Below are 16,487 nucleotides of genomic sequence, written 5' to 3'. Positions count from 1 at the left end.
CAGTATGCGAGAACTTCATCCTGCTATGACGGGCCTGCGGCCGGCGGCTCCGAGCCTCGTGCACTATCCCGGCATTCCCACCCTGCCGGAGGGAACCGAGCGCTACAGGGCAAAGGGCGGTGGATCGGTCGTCGTGCGCGTCGAGCCGGGCGACCGCGTCAGCGTTATCGACAGCGAGGGCGGACAGGTCTGCGAGATCTCTTTCCTCGATGAGAAAGGGCGCTTCCTGGCGGCCGGTCTCGGAACGGCATTCAGCAATTCGGCCGAGGGTTTGAAGGCCATTCTTCAGGCGGAGGATGAGAGTGCTGCCCGCACGCGAGCAGCACTTCAGCGTCGCGGCGCCGATCTGGCGGTGGCCGGCGCGCTCAGCATCTTCGGGGCTGGATCGACGCCGGGCAGCCGGGCGGAATTCACGATCTCCCTGAAGGGCCTGTTGATCGTCGCAGCACCCGCTAGCGCCATGTCGCCGGAGGCGCAGGATACGGCGACGCCGATCGAGATCAGGATCAAACGCAGCCTGCTGATCCGCGATTATGCCGCCGCCCTGCCGGAACCGGCCGCCGATCCGGTCGAGGACATCCGCATCCGGGCGGCGACCGCCGCAGCCTATTTCGTGCGGGCCGGCGAATTCATCCAGATCATCGACGTCTATGGACGTCAGTGCACGGATTTCCAGGCTTTTGCCGCCCGCAAGGTCGACAAGGGTCTCGACCTCGCGCTTGATTCCACCGTCACCCGCACGCTGCTCGGCCGCAGCTATCCGATGCCGGGCCTGCCCTCCAAGGCCTTCGACCGCGACTTCGAGCCGCTGGTCGAGATCGTTCAGGATACGGTCGGGCGTCACGACGCTTTCGCGACCGCCTGCAATTCGCGCTATTACGACGACATGGGTTATCCCGGCCACGTCAACTGTACGGATAATTTCAACGCGGCGCTGGCGCCCTACGGCATTGCCGGCCGCAAGGGCTGGGAAGCGCTGAACTATTTCTACAACACCAATATCGACCACAACAACCAGCTCTATCTCGACGAGCCCTGGTCGCGCCCTGGTGATTACGTGCTGATGCGGGCGCTGACCGACCTCGTCTGCGTCTCTTCGTCCTGCCCTGACGATATCGACGCGGCGAACGGCTGGGATCCGACGGATATCCACGTCCGCACCTTTTCCGGAAAAGAGAAATTCTCACGAGCGGTAGCCTATCGCATGACCCCAGATGCCGACGCTGAACTGACACGCGAAACCGCCTTCCATCCCCGCCTCTCCGCGTTGACGCGGGACTACACCGAATATCGCGGCTACTGGCTGCCGAACCGCTTTTCCAGCGAAGGGCCGGTCGAGGAATACTGGGCCTGCCGCGAGCGCGCCGCCGTCATCGATCTCTCGCCCTTGCGGAAATTCGAGGTGACGGGGCCGGATGCCGAGGAGCTGCTGCAATATTGCCTGACGCGCGACGTGCGCAAACTGTCGACCGGCCAGGTCGTCTATTCCGCCATGTGCTACGAAAACGGCGGCATGATCGATGACGGGACGCTCTTCCGGCTCGGCGACAAGAACTTCCGCTGGATTGGCGGCGATGATTTCAGCGGCATATGGCTGCGCCAGCAGGCCGAGAAGAAAGGCTTCAAGGCCTGGGTCCGCTCCTCGACTGATCAGATGCACAATATCGCCCTGCAGGGTCCGAAAAGCCGCGATATCCTGAAGGAGATCATCTGGACGGCGCCGCGCCAGCCGACGATCGGCGAGCTCGAATGGTTCCGCTTCACCGTCGGCCGCATCGGCGGCTTCGAGGGTGCCCCCGTCGTCGTCTCGCGCACGGGTTACACCGGCGAACTCGGCTATGAGATCTTCTGTCATCCGAAGGATGCGCTGACGGTGTTTGACGCCGTCTGGGAGGCAGGGCAGCCGCACGGGTTGAAGCCGATGGGGCTGGAGGCGCTCGACATGGTCCGCATCGAGGCGGGCCTGATCTTCGCCCATCACGAATTCACCGACCAGACGGACCCGTTCGAGGCCGGGATCGGCTTCACGGTGCCGCTGAAATCCAAGCAGGACGATTTCATCGGCCGCGAGGCGCTGATCCGGCGCAAGGAGCATCCGCGCCATCTGCTCGTCGGCCTCGACATCAAGGCCAACGAGGCCGTCGGCCATGGCGATTGCATCCATATCGGCCGCGCCCAGGTCGGCGTTATCACCAGCGCCACGCGCTCGCCGATCCTCGGCAAGACGATCGCGCTCGCCCGCATCGACGTGATGCATGCAAGCCCCGGCACCGAGGTCGAGATCGGCAAGCTCGACGGCCACCAGAAGCGCCTGCCGGCGACGATCGTGCCGCTTTCGCATTACGACCCGCAGAAGACGTTGCCACGCTCATAATGCCTGCTTTTAGGGTCGAGGACGGTGATTGGCGTCTCGGCATGCAAAGCGATCGAGATGCAACCTGATGGTGAGTGCGCATTCCTGAAAAACTAAAAGTTGACAAATTCAGGTTGAATGACTATATCTCGGTAGTCGATATTGCTTGTTTGACTTTTGTTATCGCACGCTAGCAACGTGCCCTGGACGAACTTCCCTCTTCAAAATCGAGATCATCATCCGTCGTGCTTCCGCACGTGCGGTCGTTCAATTGCTATGAAAGGGTTTGTTATGACCACTGGCACAGTTAAATGGTTCAATTCCACCAAGGGCTTCGGCTTCATTCAGCCTGACGACGGCGGCGCTGACGCCTTCGTCCACATCTCTGCCGTCGAACGCGCTGGAATGCGTGAAATCGTCGAAGGCCAGAAGATCGGCTACGAGCTTGAGCGCGATAACAAGTCGGGCAAAATGTCCGCTTGCAATCTCCAAGCTGCCTGAACTGACATCAGCTTTCCTTTGACCGCGGATGTACCGGCATTGTCGAAAGCATGATACTATTGAGGTCAGGCACGTTGCCTGGCCTTTTTGCTGAGTCGGCCAGCGGGCTGCTGCGTAATTCCTTAAACGCGGAATCGATTTAAGGAATTATGCAGTAATTCAAAGCGTTACAGCGTCCTTTGCGCGTCTGAAAAACGCGCGGCGCTGTAATAAAATCCGGGAAGAATATGACAGAGACACACAGCAAATCACGCAAGCAGGCGGAGATTGCCTTCGGAAACGTGCAGTCGCAGTTCTTGGAGCGAAGCCGCGCGGTCGAAGAGATCGACTCGACAGTGCGGGCCCGCGAGGAAAAAACCTTGCGGTTACGCGAGGCCCGTGAGGCCAAGGAATTGCAGGATCGCTTGACAGCGACGACTGCGCCTGCCGCGAAGCGGAAAAAGAAAATCTGACCCTGCCGCATAATTCCTTAAATCGGATTCGATTTCAGGATAAATCATGCGGTAGTTAAAAATATTGCAGCGCCCTTTGCGCGTCTGAAGACGCGCGGCGCTGTAGGGTCGAAGTCAAACAGTCAGGAAACAGATTTGAAAAACGCCAGAAACAACGAGCTTTCCGATCGCCGCAGCGCAGCTGCCGAAGCCAAGGCCGCTCTCCTCAATGCGTATCGCAACGCCAAGGATACGGCCGAACCCACCCGGCTGGCAAAGCAGGCGGAGCGTCAAGCCATTGCCGCGGCCAGGGAAGAACGTCGCGCTGCGCGAGAACGTGTCAAGCTCGAGGAGCTGGAGCGGGCTCAGGCCGCGGAAGCAGAACGTCAGGCTGCCGCCGAGGCCGCAGCGCGCGCTGAAGTCGACGCGCGCGAAGCGGCTGACAAAGACCGGATCGCTCGTGTGATTGCCGATGAAGCGGCCCGAAAGGCCGAACGCGACCTGCGTTACGCCAATCGCAAAGCCAGAAAGTCCTGACTGTCAGCGCTGCCTGTTGTCGCAACAGGCAGCGCGCTGTCGTTCACGCGGCCTGCACGGCTGCATTCAGCGGGATTTCGACGTCGATCTCAAGGGTCGAGACGTATTCGTTGCGATCGATCGTCACCTGAACCTTGTCGTGGTCGAGCTGCACGTGCTTTGCGATCACCGCAAGGATTTCCTCGCGCAGCAGGGAGACGAGGTCCGACCCCGCCGAGGAACGTTCATGGGCGAGAAGGACCTGCAGCCGTTCGCGGGCGGCCGGTGCGGTTCTCTGCTTGTTGAAAAGACGGAAAATATTCATGCCGCCCTCCGTCCGAAGATCTTGCCGAAAATATTCCTCTTTTCCTCTGGGATCGCGATCGGCACCGTCTCACCGGCGAGCCGGCGAGCGGCATCGAAATAGGCCATAGCAGCCGCGCTGCGACTGTCTGCCAGCGTGACCGGCGCACCGATGTTGGATGCCCGCAGAACATCCATGCTTTCGGGTATGATGCCGAGGAGCGGGATGGAAAGGATTTCCAGGACGTCGTCGACCTTGAGCATGTCGCCGCGTTCCGCGCGATTGGCGTCGTAGCGGGTGAGCAGCAGGTGCTTTTCCATCCGCTCGCCGCGTTCGGCCTTGGCGGTCTTGGCATCCAGCAGGCCGATGATGCGATCCGAATCGCGCACCGACGAGACCTCGGGATTGGTGACGACCACGGCAACATCGGCATGGCGCATGGCAAGCGTTGCGCCGCGCTCGATCCCCGCGGGGCTGTCGCAGATGATCCAGTCGAAATAGCGCTTCAGGTCGTTGATGACGCGCTCGACGCCTTCGGCCGTCAGATTGTCCTTGTCGCGCGTCTGCGAGGCCGGCAGCAGGAACAGCGTTTCCAGCCGCTTGTCGCGGATCAGCGCCTGGGTAAGCTTGGCGTCGCCCTGGATGACATTGATCAGGTCGTAGACGACCCTGCGTTCGGCGCCCATCACGAGGTCGAGATTGCGTAAGCCCACGTCGAAATCGACGACGACGACTTTTTCATTGCGTTGCGCCAGCGCCGCTCCCAATGCGGCGGTCGAGGTCGTCTTGCCAACCCCGCCCTTGCCTGACGTGACGACGATCACTTTCCCCATCATTGTCTCTCCTTTGCCGTGGCCCCAGTAATTCAAAGTGTTAAAGCGTCCTTTGCGGCTCTCGAAGAGACGCGCGGCGCTGCCGTCAGATCAGTTTCTCTGCCATGATCGCGTCGTCTTCGAGCCAGAGCTGAACAGCCTGTCCGCGAAGATTGGGGGCCATGTCTTCCGCCATTTTGTAGATGCCGTCGATTGCGACCAGCTCGGCCTCGAGCTTGCGGCAAAAGATCCGCGCCGATGCGTTCCCGATGGATCCCGCCATGGCTCGGCCACGCAAGGTGCCATAGATATGGACGGACCCGCCGGCGATGACCTCGGCACCCGAGGCGACCGAACCGATGACGGTGACGTCGCCTTCCGGAAAGATCACCGATTGCCCCGAGCGCACAGGCTCCCTGATGACGATCGATTGCATTGCCGGGCGGGTCTCTGCCACTGCCGGTTTACCGGGCGGATCGACAGGCTCCTTTGCCTGAACCTCGATATCGGAAACCGACCGACCGCCTTTGAGTGCGGGCGGCATGCCGGATCCGAGGATCGAAGGCCGCGCGCCCTCGATGCCCATGATGCTGACATTGCGCTTGGCAAGTTCGGCAATCAGGTCCTTTAGTTGCGGCCGGTCGATTTGCAGGTCCGTCAGGTCGAGCACGACAGGCCGTCCGAGGAAGAAGCCGGCCGAACGCGCGGCCAGATCGTCCAGCCTTATCAACCAATCATCGATCGGAAGATCCGGGGACAGCATGACCGCGAGGAAAGAGCGGCCCTTGATGCGGATAGAGCGAGCGTCTGTTAGCACTTTGGTCATCTATGTGAAGAAATCGTTGACCATGTCTACCGCTGCTATGGTTAACAAAAAGTTAACGCGGCCTTAACATTACCCATAATCACAGCAGATTCTTCAAACGCAGGATTACCGCAAGTCATTGGAAAAGCGTTGCAATCTCTGGAAGCACTGAACGGTTAATGATGCGGCTTCAAACGTGAGCTGCCAATCTGCCGCTGCTTGGGTAACGCTCAGCCTTCCGCCTTGCGTTGTGCGTTGGAAATGGCGCGTGCGGCCTCTTCGGAGGAGTTGGCGAGCGTGCGCATTTCGGCGGCAAGCACGGCAAAGCCCGATCCGGCCGTGCCGGCGCGGGCGGCCTCTATGCCGGCATTGACGGCGAGCAGCTTCAGGTAACGCAGCGATTGCAGGATCTCATTGGTCTTCGAGGCGGTGACGCGCATATCGGCGGTCTGGTCATCGATTCGCTGATAGAGTGATTCGATATTGATGATGCTGCCTTCGAGATAGAGAAGTTCACCCTTCTCGTCCCAGATGCCGCCGCCCGTCTCGGTGACCCAGATGAGATGGCCCATGGCGTGACGGATGCGGTATTCCATCGTCCAGTCTGTGCGCCTCTCCAGCGCCCGTCCGACGATCTCGTCCATCAGCGGCACGTCTTCCTCGTACATGATCGAGGTGAAGGTCCGCGTGCGATTGCCGATGATCTCGTCGGCCGGATAACCGAAGATGCGCTCGATGCCGTTGGTCATCTCAAGCATCGTGTAGTTTTCGTCGGCGCGGCAGCGATAGAGAAAACCGCTCATGCGCCCGAGAATGCTCGTTTGAAAATCCATGAAGGCCACATCCGAAGAGAAGAGTTGCAGATGGATTTATGTCGTCTCATTTAAAAAGGCGCACGTCACAATGCCGGAAGAGAGCACGAACACCCTCCTCCGGCAATGCAGGTCCGCCTCATCAGTTGCGCAGATATTCCTCCATGGAATCGTCGAGCGCCTCGACCCAGGGCGTGTGGTGCGTCGGCGACATGTTGCCGGTCATCAGCGACCGGTAGGCATGGTCGCGGAAGCCCATGATGTTATGGGCCTTGTGATGTTCCCACTCCATGAAGGTCTGGTTGGTGCCCTCGATGTCAAAGCTCGGATAATCGGTTTCGGCAAGCAATTCCTTCACATAGTCGCCCTGGTACCAGATCATCTGCTCGGCATCCTCGAGCGTTTCCTCGCGGGCGCGCCACATGTCGAAATTGGCTTTCAGCTCCTCTTCGGATGGCAGGGTGATGCGGCCCATCATCACGTCGCGCGCCCACCAGGCCTGCACGTCGAACATGTTGAAGGTATAGAACTGGTCCTGCATGCCGATATAGAAAAGCTGCGGGTTCTTGTCGAAGATCACCCCCTTGTAGAGGCTGTCGGCCCAGAGGCGGTTGGCCGTCTTCAGCCGGAGATCGTCGGGCAGGAAGGGGAAATGGTGCTGGTATCCAGTGCAGAGGATCACGGCATCGACTTCCTTGGTCGAGCCGTCGAGGAAATGCGCCGTGCGGTTTTCGAGCTTGGTCAGCAGCGGCCGCTCCTCGAAATTCTCCGGCCATTTGAAGCCCATCGGCTTCGAGCGGTAGCTCGTCGTCACCGATTTTGCGCCGTATTTCCAGCATTGCGAGCCGATGTCCTCGGCCGAATAGCTGCGGCCGACGAGCAGAATATCCTTGCCCTTGAACTCCAGCGCGTCGCGGAAATCATGGGCATGCAGCACGCGGCCGTTGAAGGTCTTCACGCCCTCGAAATAGGGCACGTTCGGCGTCGAGAAATGACCTGATGCCACGACGACGTAATCGAATTCCTCGTCATACATCCGGTCCTCGATGCGGTTATGCGCCGTGACCGTGAATTTCTTCGTCGCTTCGTCGAAGCGGACCATGCGCACCGGCGTGCTGAAGCGCACCCAGTGGCGGACGTTCGCCTTCTCGACGCGGCCCTTGATGTAATCCCAGAGCACGGCGCGCGGCGGATAGGAGGCGATCGGCTTGCCGAAATGCTCCTCGAAGGAATAATCGGCGAATTCGAGGCATTCCTTCGGGCCGTTCGACCAGAGGTAGCGATACATGCTGCCATGGACCGGCTCTCCATATTCGTCGAGCCCGGTGCGCCAGGTATAGTTCCAGAGCCCGCCCCAATCCGACTGCTTTTCGAAGCAGACGATCTCCGGGATTTCGGCGCCCTTCTGGGCAGCCGATTGAAAGGCGCGCAGCTGCGCCAGCCCGGAAGGACCGGCACCGATGACGGCTACTCTTGTCATGAAGCATTCCCCTCTTGATTATATCGCATTATCTCGCACATTCGCTGCGCCTCAGTCCGGATAGATGCCGGGGCTGGTCGGCGCCCCATCGTCATATTTGGAAAGCCAGTCGATCGTCGTCTCGCGGAAGCGGGTGAGGCCCTTGTAGTCGATAAGCTCGGGCGGCAGCGTTTTCAGCACGCGCGGAAAGCGGCGCGCCCATTTCGGCACGGTGACGAGCTCTTCCATGTTCATCAGGTAGCAGCGGATGACGAAGAGGATGGCGTTCGAGCGCGGCAGGCGCCAGAGGCTCTGCAATTCGACACGCAGATGCACCTTCTCGCCGACATTCTCCGGCGTCACCGTCGTGCGGTCAGGACCCCATTTGTGATAATTCTCGGGGCTGGTGTCGAGCCGCGGATTGATCGTCATCGTCCAGTTGAAGCGCCGTGTCGGCTTGCCCTGCTGCAGGTTCAGGAGGAATTTCAGCGCCCTGTCGAAGACGCCGATCTGGTGGGCGAGCGGCACCGGCCCGTGCCATTCCATGAAGTTCATGCCGATATCGAAATCGAGCGACCAGTCGGCCTGAGTCGTCACCATGCCGGCATCCATCCAGAGATTGCTGTCGCGCTGGTCGACGATGCAGAAATCGCCCTGGGCCTGGCGGGTGATATATTCGAAGGGCTCATAGGGCAGCGTCGAAGCATCGCCGAAGGTGAAGCTGTCGTCGATGCCGAGCGGGCGGTTGATCCAGCGCCACTGGTCGCCGTTGCGGATCAGCGTGAAATGGTCGGGGTACCCTGCCGCCTGCTCTTCCATCAAAAGTTCGAGCGTGTCCCACTGCGCGCTCATCATATGCGGCAGGGCCTGATAGCGTAGCGGATCTTCCTTCAGGACCAGCGCCCGGTCGTGCATCTCCGCGACGTAATGCTCGTCGACGTCGATCAGGCTTTCGTAGACCGTTCCCGCCCGACCGTGCACATGCGGCTCCATGTTGACCGAATACATGTATTCGTCGCGGTCGAAGGGAAACGGGAAACGCCGGATGTTCTCGAGGCTATTACGATAGCTGAAATCGTTCCGGAAGGTTTCCTGCTTGAAGACGATTGCCATGTCCGGTCTCCTTGTTCCGCTTCCGATGCCGCTAGAGATCAAGATGCAGCGTGTTTCCCTCGAAGCGGGAAACGCAGATCATCACCTTGCGGCCGGATGCTTTTTCGTCGCTCGTCAAATAGACGTCATGGTGCAGCAGCTTGCCGTCGCAGGTGACGACCCCGGTCTCGCATTGACCGCAGGCGCCGCCGCGACAGAGGAAGGGCGCGTCGACGCCCGCCGCCTCGATCGCCTCCAGCATGCTTTCGTGATGGCCGACCTTCACGGTCTTGCCGGACCGCAGGAGCTCGATCGCGAAGGGCTTGCCGGGCAGCGACGACAGGAACCGTTCCGAATGCAGGTTCTGCTCCGGCCAGCCGGCGTCCAGTCCCGCCTTCAGCACGCCGTCGATCATGCCGGATGGGCCGCAGACATAAAGATGCGTGCCGAGCGGCTGGGTGCCGAGCAGGCGCGTCAGGGGGATGGCGCCGCCTTCGGCATCGCAGTAGATCTTGATGCGATGTCCGCCATAGCGCTCGACAAGTTGCTGCCAATAGGCACCGCGGTCGCGCGTGCGGATGGCATAATGCAGCTCGAAATTGGCGCCCTCGCGGGAAAACTGCTCCATCATCGCAATGAAGGGGGTAATGCCGATGCCGCCGGCGATCAGAAGGTGCTTGCGCCCGCGCCAGTCCGGCTGGAAGAGGTTGACGGGATAGCTGACCTTCAGCTCGTCGCCTTCGCTGAGCTTCTCATGCATGAAGGTGGAGCCGCCGCGCGAATCCTCGACGTGCAGCACGCTGATCTCATAGGCTGCGCAATCATGCGGCGGCGACATCAGCGAATAAGCGTTGCGGCGCATATGGCCGCCATCGTTCATCAAAACGATGACGTGGGCGCCGCCGGAGAAATAAGGCATCGCCTTGCCGTCAAGGCGCTCGAAACGGAAGCGCTTGACGCGCTCGGCGATCGGCGTGATCCGCGTCACGCGGACAGGAATTTCAGTGCCACCGCTCAAAGGAACAACTCCTCCGGATCAGGCGCGCTGCCCGGTTCTTCGGCGTCGATATTGACGCCCTGGAAGGCAGCGAGCCGGCGCGAATAATGGTCGCGCACCAAAAGCGTCAGCCCGCAATGGCTGCAGGCAAAGGGGCTGGTGGTGACGTCGTCGGTGACGCCCTTGCAGTGGACGCATTGCACACGCCGGGCCAGCGAGCCGCGATGCTCGGTGATGACGGAGGCATAGTCCATGCCGTAATCGAGCGCCACCAGCATTGCCTGGCCGATGAAGCCTTCCGTGCCCGATAGATAAAGCCGCGTGCCCATATGGGCCGTGGCAAGCGAACCCTTCAATCGGAAGAGCAGCGTTGCGATCGTTGGGGCCGTGAAGAACATGTCGGCGCCGAGGCGGCGCAGCGCCTCGTCCAGGCCGGTACCCTGCGAGCCGCGGGCGACATAGAGGATTTCGCTGCGGGAAAGCGCCGTTTCGTCAAGCGCCGGCTGCTGATCGAGCAGAGCCTTGGCGCCCTCCCCTTCGAGCGCGAAAATGTGCCGCCGGGCGCGCGGCTGGATGGTTAAGCCTGTGTAGACTGGTCGGCTTTTGATGCCTGCAACGAGCATTCGCGTGCTCCTTAACCTACGGCGGTCCTCTTCTTCTTCTCCGGATCGTCGAAAGGAAGCGTGTGGGCGGTGGCGCCTGCCTTCACGGTCTTGCCGCGGACTTCGAGTTTCGTCCCATGCACCGCCTTGTCAACGTCCAGACGGGCAATCGCCATGGATTTCTTCGTCAGCGACGAATAGCTCGGGCAGGTGATGACGCCGACCTTTTTGCCGTCGGCAAAGACTTCGTCGCCGAGATCGGCCGGCCCGTCGGCATCGATCAGCATGCCGAAGATCTTGAAGCGTTCCTTACCCTTGAGCCGAGCATGTTCCTCGGCGCCACGGAAGCCCGTCTTGCCGGGACTGACGGTGAAGTCGAGGCCAAGTTCCCAGAGGCTGTCGCCGGGCGGCTGATCGGCGAAGGGATACATCTGCGAATTGTCGTAGGGGTAGAAGAGCAGGTAGCTTTCGACCCGCAGCATGTCGAGAACGGAGAAGCAGCAGGGGATGATGCCCATTTCCTTGCCTTCCTCGACGATCCTGTCCCAGACCATGACGGCGTCCTGGCCGCGTACGAAGATCTCGTAGCCGCGTTCGCCGGTATAGCCGGTACGCGAGATCATCACCGGTGCGCCGAACAGCGTCGTCTGCATGTGGTGGAAATATTTGAGGTCGCGGATGCCGGGGACATATTTGGCGAGATAGTCGACCGCGATCGGACCCTGCAGCGACAGGTCGTGCAGGTCATCGTCGAAGAGCACGGCGCAATTGCGGCCCGCCGCCTGCTTGACGAGTTCCTCGTGGCCGGAGCCGGAGCCATGCACGAGCATCCAGGAATTCGGGCCGGTGCGATAGACGATGCAGTCGTCGGTGAAATGGCCGCGGTCGTTCAGCATGGTCGCGTAGACCGACCGGCCGGGGTAGATCTTCGTCAGGTCGCGGGTGGTGATGGAGTCAAGCACGGCGATGGCGTGCGGGCCGACCAGGTGCACCTTCTTCAGGCCTGAGACATCCATGATGCCGGCCTTGGTGCGGACGGCGACATGCTCTTCAGACATGTCCTTGTCGTAGGTCCAGGCGGTGCCCATGCCGCTCCAGTCCTCGAGCTTCGATCCCAGAGCGCGATGCCGATCCGCCAAGACGGAGAAACGCCATGATAAAGCCATTGTCCGTTCCCTTTTGTTTCCTCTACGGAATATTTATTTCCTGACTATATAAGTCTTTCGCGCCGTGGCAACCCCGCCCGACATGCATTTCCCAAACTTTTGCCGTCCCCCAGCCCGTCTCTAACCCATGCGTTCGGAGGCGTAGCTGCCGGGGCTTGCCGGAAAGACCACGGTACGATTGCCATTGATGAAGGTGCGGTGGTGGATATGGGCGTGGATGGCACGCGCCAGCACCTGGCTTTCGACGTCGCGGCCGATCGAGACGTAATCGTCGGGGGACTGCGCATGGGTGATGCGCGCCGTATCCTGCTCGATGATCGGGCCTTCGTCGAGATCGGCGGTGACGTAATGCGCAGTTGCCCCGATCAGCTTCACGCCGCGGCCGTAGGCCTGCTTGTAAGGGTTGGCGCCCTTGAAGCTTGGCAGGAAGGAATGGTGGATGTTGATGATCCGGCCGGACATTTTCTGGCACATCTCGTCCGACAGGATCTGCATGTAGCGGGCGAGTACGATCAGTTCCGTGCCGGTCTGCTCGGCCACTTCCATGATATGGGCCTCGGCCTGCGCCTTGTTGGCCTTGGTGACCGGAATATGGTGGAAGGGAATGTCGTGGTTGACCACGACCTTCTGGTAGTCGAAATGGTTGGAGACGACGCCGACGATATCGATCGGCAGCGCGCCGATCTTCCAGCGGTAGAGCAGGTCGTTGAGACAGTGGCCGAAGCGCGACACCATCAGCAGCACCTTCATGCGCTTCTCGCTGTCGTGAAAATCGTAATCCATTTCGAAAGGAGCGGCGACGGCTGCAAAACCGGTGTCGATATCGGCGCCCGAAAGACCCTCTTCCGAAATGAAGCTGACGCGCATGAAGAACTTGCCGGTATCGAGATCGTCGAACTGCGAGCTGTCGATGATGTTGCAGCCCTTGTCGGCCAGATAGCTCGAAATCGCCGCGACGATGCCGCGCGTCGATTTGCAGGATACGGTGAGTACGAAGTTCTTCATGCTGTCACTTTCTTCGCCATATCAAGTGCAGGGGGCCTGATAACGCCGGAGCCTGTTCGCCCCGGCGGGTCAGCGTGTCTATAGAGCGCCGCGCGTCTTTCAGACGCGCCAAGGACGCTCTATCACTTTGAATCTGCGCATAATCCTTTCCGAAAATCGATTCCGATTTTCGGGGTTATGCGCCAGAGGCGTCCAGCCACTCAGATGTCGAGCGTACTGTCGCGTTCCCACTGGGTGAAATGCGAGCAGTAGGCATTCCATTCCTGATGCTTGAGCTTGAGATAGGCGGCGGAAAACTCAGCCCCGATCGCTTCCTTCAAGCCCTCGTCGGCATCATAGGCACGCAGCGCGTCGAGCAGGTTGAGCGGCAGGCGCGGCGCGTCCTTCACCAGATGCCCCTCGGCATACATGTCGATATCGTAGTGCCGGCCGGGATCGGCCTGGCTGCGGATGCCGTCGAGGCCGGCGGCGATGATGATCGCCTGCAGCAGGTATGGGTTGACCGCGCCGTCCGGCAGGCGCAACTCGAAACGTCCCGGTCCCGGCACGCGCACCATGTGGGTGCGGTTGTTGCCCGTCCAGGTCACGGTGTTCGGCGACCAGGTCGCGCCAGATGTCGTGCGCGGCGCGTTGATGCGCTTGTAGGAATTGACCGTCGGATTGGTGATCGCGGCCAGCGCGGAGGCGTGCTTCATGATGCCGCCGAGGAAGGTTTTACCCTGAGCGGAGAGCCCAAAGGCCATTTCCTTGTCCGCGAAGGCGTTTACCTTGCCATCGATGTCCCAGACCGAGATGTGGGCATGGCACCCGTTTCCGGTCAGGCCTTTGAAGGGCTTCGGCATGAAGGTGGCGCGAAGGCCGTGCTTTTCGGCGACCGACTTGACCATGAACTTGAAGAAGGAGTGCTTGTCTGCCGTCTGAAGAGCGTCGTCATATTCCCAGTTCATCTCGAACTGGCCGTTCGCGTCCTCGTGGTCGTTCTGATAGGGCTTCCAGCCAAGCTCGAGCATGTAGTCGCAGATCTCGGCGATGACATCATATCGACGCATCACGGCCTGCTGATCGTAGCAAGGCTTCTCGGCTGTATCGAACTGGTCAGAAATCACCGAGCCGTCCGCAGAGATAAGAAAGAACTCGGGCTCCACGCCGGTTTTCACCCGGAGCCCTTCTTTCGCAGCTTCAGCGACCAGTCTTTTCAGCACCACACGCGGTGCTTGTTCGACAGGCTGATCGTCCATGACGCAGTCGGCAGCAACCCATGCGACGTCTTTCTTCCAGGGTAATTGGATGACGGAGGAAGCATCGGGAACCGCGAACAGGTCGGGATGAGCCGGCGTCAAATCGAGCCAGGTTGCAAAGCCCGCAAAGCCGGCGCCATCTTTCTGCATATCGGCGATGGCTTCCGCGGGGACCAGCTTGGCGCGTTGGCCGCCGAACAGGTCGGTATAGCTGATCATGAAATATTTGATGCCTTTGTCTCTGGCAAAAGCAGCAAGGTCCAGTGTCATTCTCGTTCCCCTTTGGATTTCTTGGAGACACTTTGGTTATGGATGCGAGACGGCCGGGACGTTTGCCCGGCCGGTAGAAATCAGTAGCCTCCCTTGCCGGGATACCAGTTTGTGCCGGCGAGCGGGATCTGGGCCATGGCGGCCGCCTCCATCGTCAGGGCGCAAAGATCTTCCGGTTCCAGGTTGTGCAGGTGGTTCTTGCCGCAGGCGCGCGCGATGGTCTGGGCTTCCAGCGTCATAACCTTCAGATAGTTGGCGAGACGGCGGCCGGCGGCGATCGGATCAAGGCGCTTCATCAGTTCCGGGTCTTGCGTCGTGATGCCAGCCGGGTCTTTGCCCTCGTGCCAGTCGTCGTAGGCGCCGGCCGTGGTGCCGAGCTTTTGGTATTCTTCTTCCCAGTGCGGATCGTTGTCGCCGATCGCAACGAGGGCCGCCGTGCCGATGGCAACGGCATCGGCACCGAGCGCCAGTGCCTTGGCTACGTCGGCGCCCGAACGAATGCCGCCCGAGATGATCAATTGCACCTTGCGATGCATGCCGAGATCTTGCAGCGCCTGGACCGCGGGGCGGATGCAGGCGAGCGTCGGCATGCCGACATTCTCGATGAAGACATCCTGCGTCGCCGCGGTTCCGCCCTGCATGCCATCGAGCACCACCACGTCGGCACCGGCCTTCACGGCGAGCGCTGTGTCGTAATAGGGACGCGCGCCCCCGACCTTCACATAGATCGGTTTTTCCCAGTCGGTGATCTCGCGCAGTTCCAGGATCTTGATTTCGAGGTCGTCCGGGCCAGTCCAATCCGGATGGCGGCAGGCCGAGCGCTGATCGATGCCCTTCGGCAGATTGCGCATATTGGCGACGCGATCGGAGATCTTCTGGCCGAGCAGCATGCCGCCGCCGCCGGGCTTGGCACCTTGACCAACAACCACTTCGATCGCATCGGCGCGACGCAGGTCCTTGGGATTCATGCCGTATCGCGACGGCAGATACTGGTAGACCAACGTCTGTGAATGGCCGCGCTCTTCATCGGTCATCCCGCCGTCGCCTGTCGTGGTGGAGGTTCCGGCAATCGTCGCGCCGCGTCCGAGCGCTTCCTTGGCATTGCCGGACAGGGCGCCGAAGCTCATGCCGGCAATGGTGATCGGCGTCTTCAGGTGAATGGGCTTTTTGGCGAAGCGCGCGCCGAGGACGACTGACGTGTCGCACTTCTCGCGGTAACCTTCGAGCGGATAGCGCGAGATCGATGCGCCGAGAAACAGCAAGTCATCGAAATGCGGAACCTTCCGTTTGGTGCCGGCGCCACGGATGTCGTAAATGCCGGTCGCCGCAGCACGGCGGATTTCCGCCAGCGTGTAATCGTCGAAGGTCGCGGACTTGCGCGGCGGGGTATAGGGGTTGTGATAGCTCATGATGGTCCCTCGCCTTAATATGCGTCAGCGTTGTCGATATTGAAATTGTAAAGCTTGCGGGCGGAGCCGTAACGCTTGAATTCCTCGGGCCTCACTTCGCTCACGCCCGCCTTTTCGAGAAGTTCGGCCAGCTTCGTCAGATGCTCTGGACGCAGCTCCTTTTCGATGCAATCGGCACCCAAGCTCTTGACCGAACCGCGCACGAAGAGCTTCGCCTCGTAGAGCGAATCCCCAAGCGCATCGCCGGCATCGCCGAGCACCACGAGGTGGCCGGACTGGCCCATGAAGGCGGACATGTGGCCTATATTGCCATGAACGACGATGTCGATGCCCTTCATCGAGATGCCGCAGCGTGACGCCGCATTGCCCTTGATGACAAGGAGGCCGCCGCGGCCGGTTGCGCCGGCATACTGGCTGGCATCGCCCTCGATGACGACTGTTCCAGACATCATGTTTTCCGCAACACCCGGACCTGCCGAACCGTGAACGGTGACGGTCCCGCCGTCGTTCATGCCGGCGCAATAATAGCCGACGGACCCCTTCACGTCGACCGTGACGGGCGTATCGATGCCGACGGCAACCGAATGGCTGCCGCGCGGATTGACGACTTCGAAGGAAAGATCGTTCGAACCGTTCTGGATGTTGTGCAGGGCGCTGTTGAGTTCACGTAACGGCGTAGTGGCGAGATCAATGACAGGCATGTTTCGATAACCCT

The 16,487-nt window shown here is 60.6% G+C and carries 17 protein-coding genes; 4 read left to right on the top strand and 13 right to left on the bottom strand.

The window, feature by feature from the left end:
• The first annotated feature begins 4 nt into the window (after positions 1-4).
• The 4 genes from ELH03_RS28660 (at position 5) to ELH03_RS28645 (ending at position 3,822) form a co-directional block, all read left to right on the top strand.
• On the top strand, positions 5-2,374 hold the full coding sequence (locus tag ELH03_RS28660; RefSeq protein WP_130767058.1) for a trimethylamine N-oxide demethylase: 2,370 nt from the start codon (positions 5-7) through the stop codon (positions 2,372-2,374).
• A gap of 270 nt (positions 2,375-2,644) precedes the next feature.
• Positions 2,645-2,854 (top strand): cold-shock protein, encoded by a 210-nt coding sequence (locus ELH03_RS28655; protein WP_003548109.1) that lies wholly within the window; start codon positions 2,645-2,647, stop codon positions 2,852-2,854.
• 227 nt (positions 2,855-3,081) lie between these two features.
• Positions 3,082-3,306, top strand: a complete 225-nt coding sequence (locus ELH03_RS38155) for a hypothetical protein (protein ID WP_027687567.1) — start codon at positions 3,082-3,084, stop codon at positions 3,304-3,306.
• Between the two features lie 135 nt (positions 3,307-3,441).
• Positions 3,442-3,822 carry a DUF6481 family protein gene (locus ELH03_RS28645; RefSeq protein WP_128404464.1) on the top strand — a complete coding sequence of 127 codons (381 nt, stop codon included), beginning with the start codon at positions 3,442-3,444 and terminating at the stop codon, positions 3,820-3,822.
• 43 nt (positions 3,823-3,865) lie between these two features.
• On the opposite strand, the gene minE is transcribed toward ELH03_RS28645, so the two are convergent.
• The 13 genes from minE to ELH03_RS28580 all read right to left on the bottom strand — a co-directional run bounded on the left by minE (position 3,866) and on the right by ELH03_RS28580 (position 16,473).
• Complete coding sequence (minE, locus tag ELH03_RS28640) at positions 3,866-4,126, bottom strand: cell division topological specificity factor MinE (protein WP_003574994.1); 261 nt, start codon at positions 4,124-4,126, stop codon at positions 3,866-3,868.
• Positions 4,123-4,938, bottom strand: a complete 816-nt coding sequence (gene minD / locus ELH03_RS28635; protein ID WP_018448670.1) for a septum site-determining protein MinD — start codon at positions 4,936-4,938, stop codon at positions 4,123-4,125. Before minD ends, minE begins: the two co-directional genes overlap by 4 nt.
• 85 nt (positions 4,939-5,023) lie before the next feature.
• The gene (minC, locus tag ELH03_RS28630; protein ID WP_128412376.1) at positions 5,024-5,743 is read right to left on the bottom strand and encodes a septum site-determining protein MinC; all 720 of its coding nucleotides are present in this window, start codon (positions 5,741-5,743) and stop codon (positions 5,024-5,026) included.
• A 209-nt stretch (positions 5,744-5,952) separates the two neighbouring features.
• On the bottom strand, positions 5,953-6,555 hold the full coding sequence (locus ELH03_RS38550; protein WP_018448673.1) for a methyl-accepting chemotaxis protein: 603 nt from the start codon (positions 6,553-6,555) through the stop codon (positions 5,953-5,955).
• A gap of 121 nt (positions 6,556-6,676) precedes the next feature.
• Positions 6,677-8,014, bottom strand: a complete 1,338-nt coding sequence (locus tag ELH03_RS28620; RefSeq protein WP_128405551.1) for a trimethylamine monooxygenase — start codon at positions 8,012-8,014, stop codon at positions 6,677-6,679.
• A gap of 51 nt (positions 8,015-8,065) precedes the next feature.
• Positions 8,066-9,106, bottom strand: coding sequence for a heme-dependent oxidative N-demethylase family protein (locus ELH03_RS28615; protein WP_130659727.1), 1,041 nt, complete (start codon positions 9,104-9,106; stop codon positions 8,066-8,068).
• Between the two features lie 31 nt (positions 9,107-9,137).
• Entirely contained in the window at positions 9,138-10,103 is a 966-nt protein-coding gene (locus ELH03_RS28610; RefSeq protein WP_130659728.1) for a PDR/VanB family oxidoreductase, read from the bottom strand.
• Positions 10,100-10,705: a dimethylamine monooxygenase subunit DmmA family protein gene (locus ELH03_RS28605; protein ID WP_130659729.1), complete on the bottom strand. Its 606-nt coding sequence runs from the start codon at positions 10,703-10,705 to the stop codon at positions 10,100-10,102. The genes ELH03_RS28610 and ELH03_RS28605 overlap by 4 nt, the downstream gene beginning before the upstream one ends.
• 11 nt (positions 10,706-10,716) lie before the next feature.
• The gene (locus ELH03_RS28600) at positions 10,717-11,850 is read right to left on the bottom strand and encodes an aminomethyl transferase family protein (protein ID WP_130659730.1); all 1,134 of its coding nucleotides are present in this window, start codon (positions 11,848-11,850) and stop codon (positions 10,717-10,719) included.
• A 120-nt stretch (positions 11,851-11,970) separates the two neighbouring features.
• Entirely contained in the window at positions 11,971-12,855 is an 885-nt protein-coding gene (purU, locus tag ELH03_RS28595) for a formyltetrahydrofolate deformylase (protein ID WP_105009575.1), read from the bottom strand.
• Positions 12,856-13,055: 200 nt separating this feature from the next.
• Positions 13,056-14,363 carry a type III glutamate--ammonia ligase gene (glnT, locus tag ELH03_RS28590; protein WP_130659732.1) on the bottom strand — a complete coding sequence of 436 codons (1,308 nt, stop codon included), beginning with the start codon at positions 14,361-14,363 and terminating at the stop codon, positions 13,056-13,058.
• Between the two features lie 80 nt (positions 14,364-14,443).
• The gene (locus tag ELH03_RS28585) at positions 14,444-15,772 is read right to left on the bottom strand and encodes an FMN-binding glutamate synthase family protein (RefSeq protein WP_003548137.1); all 1,329 of its coding nucleotides are present in this window, start codon (positions 15,770-15,772) and stop codon (positions 14,444-14,446) included.
• Positions 15,773-15,786: 14 nt separating this feature from the next.
• Entirely contained in the window at positions 15,787-16,473 is a 687-nt protein-coding gene (locus ELH03_RS28580) for a GltB/FmdC/FwdC-like GXGXG domain-containing protein (protein WP_128403638.1), read from the bottom strand.
• Positions 16,474-16,487: the final 14 nt, after the last annotated feature.

Source organism: Rhizobium beringeri (genome assembly GCF_004306515.1).
Classification (GTDB): Bacteria; Pseudomonadota; Alphaproteobacteria; order Rhizobiales; family Rhizobiaceae; genus Rhizobium; species Rhizobium beringeri.
Note: the sequence above shows the minus strand (reverse complement) of the source record. Positions and strands in the feature narration are given on the sequence as shown.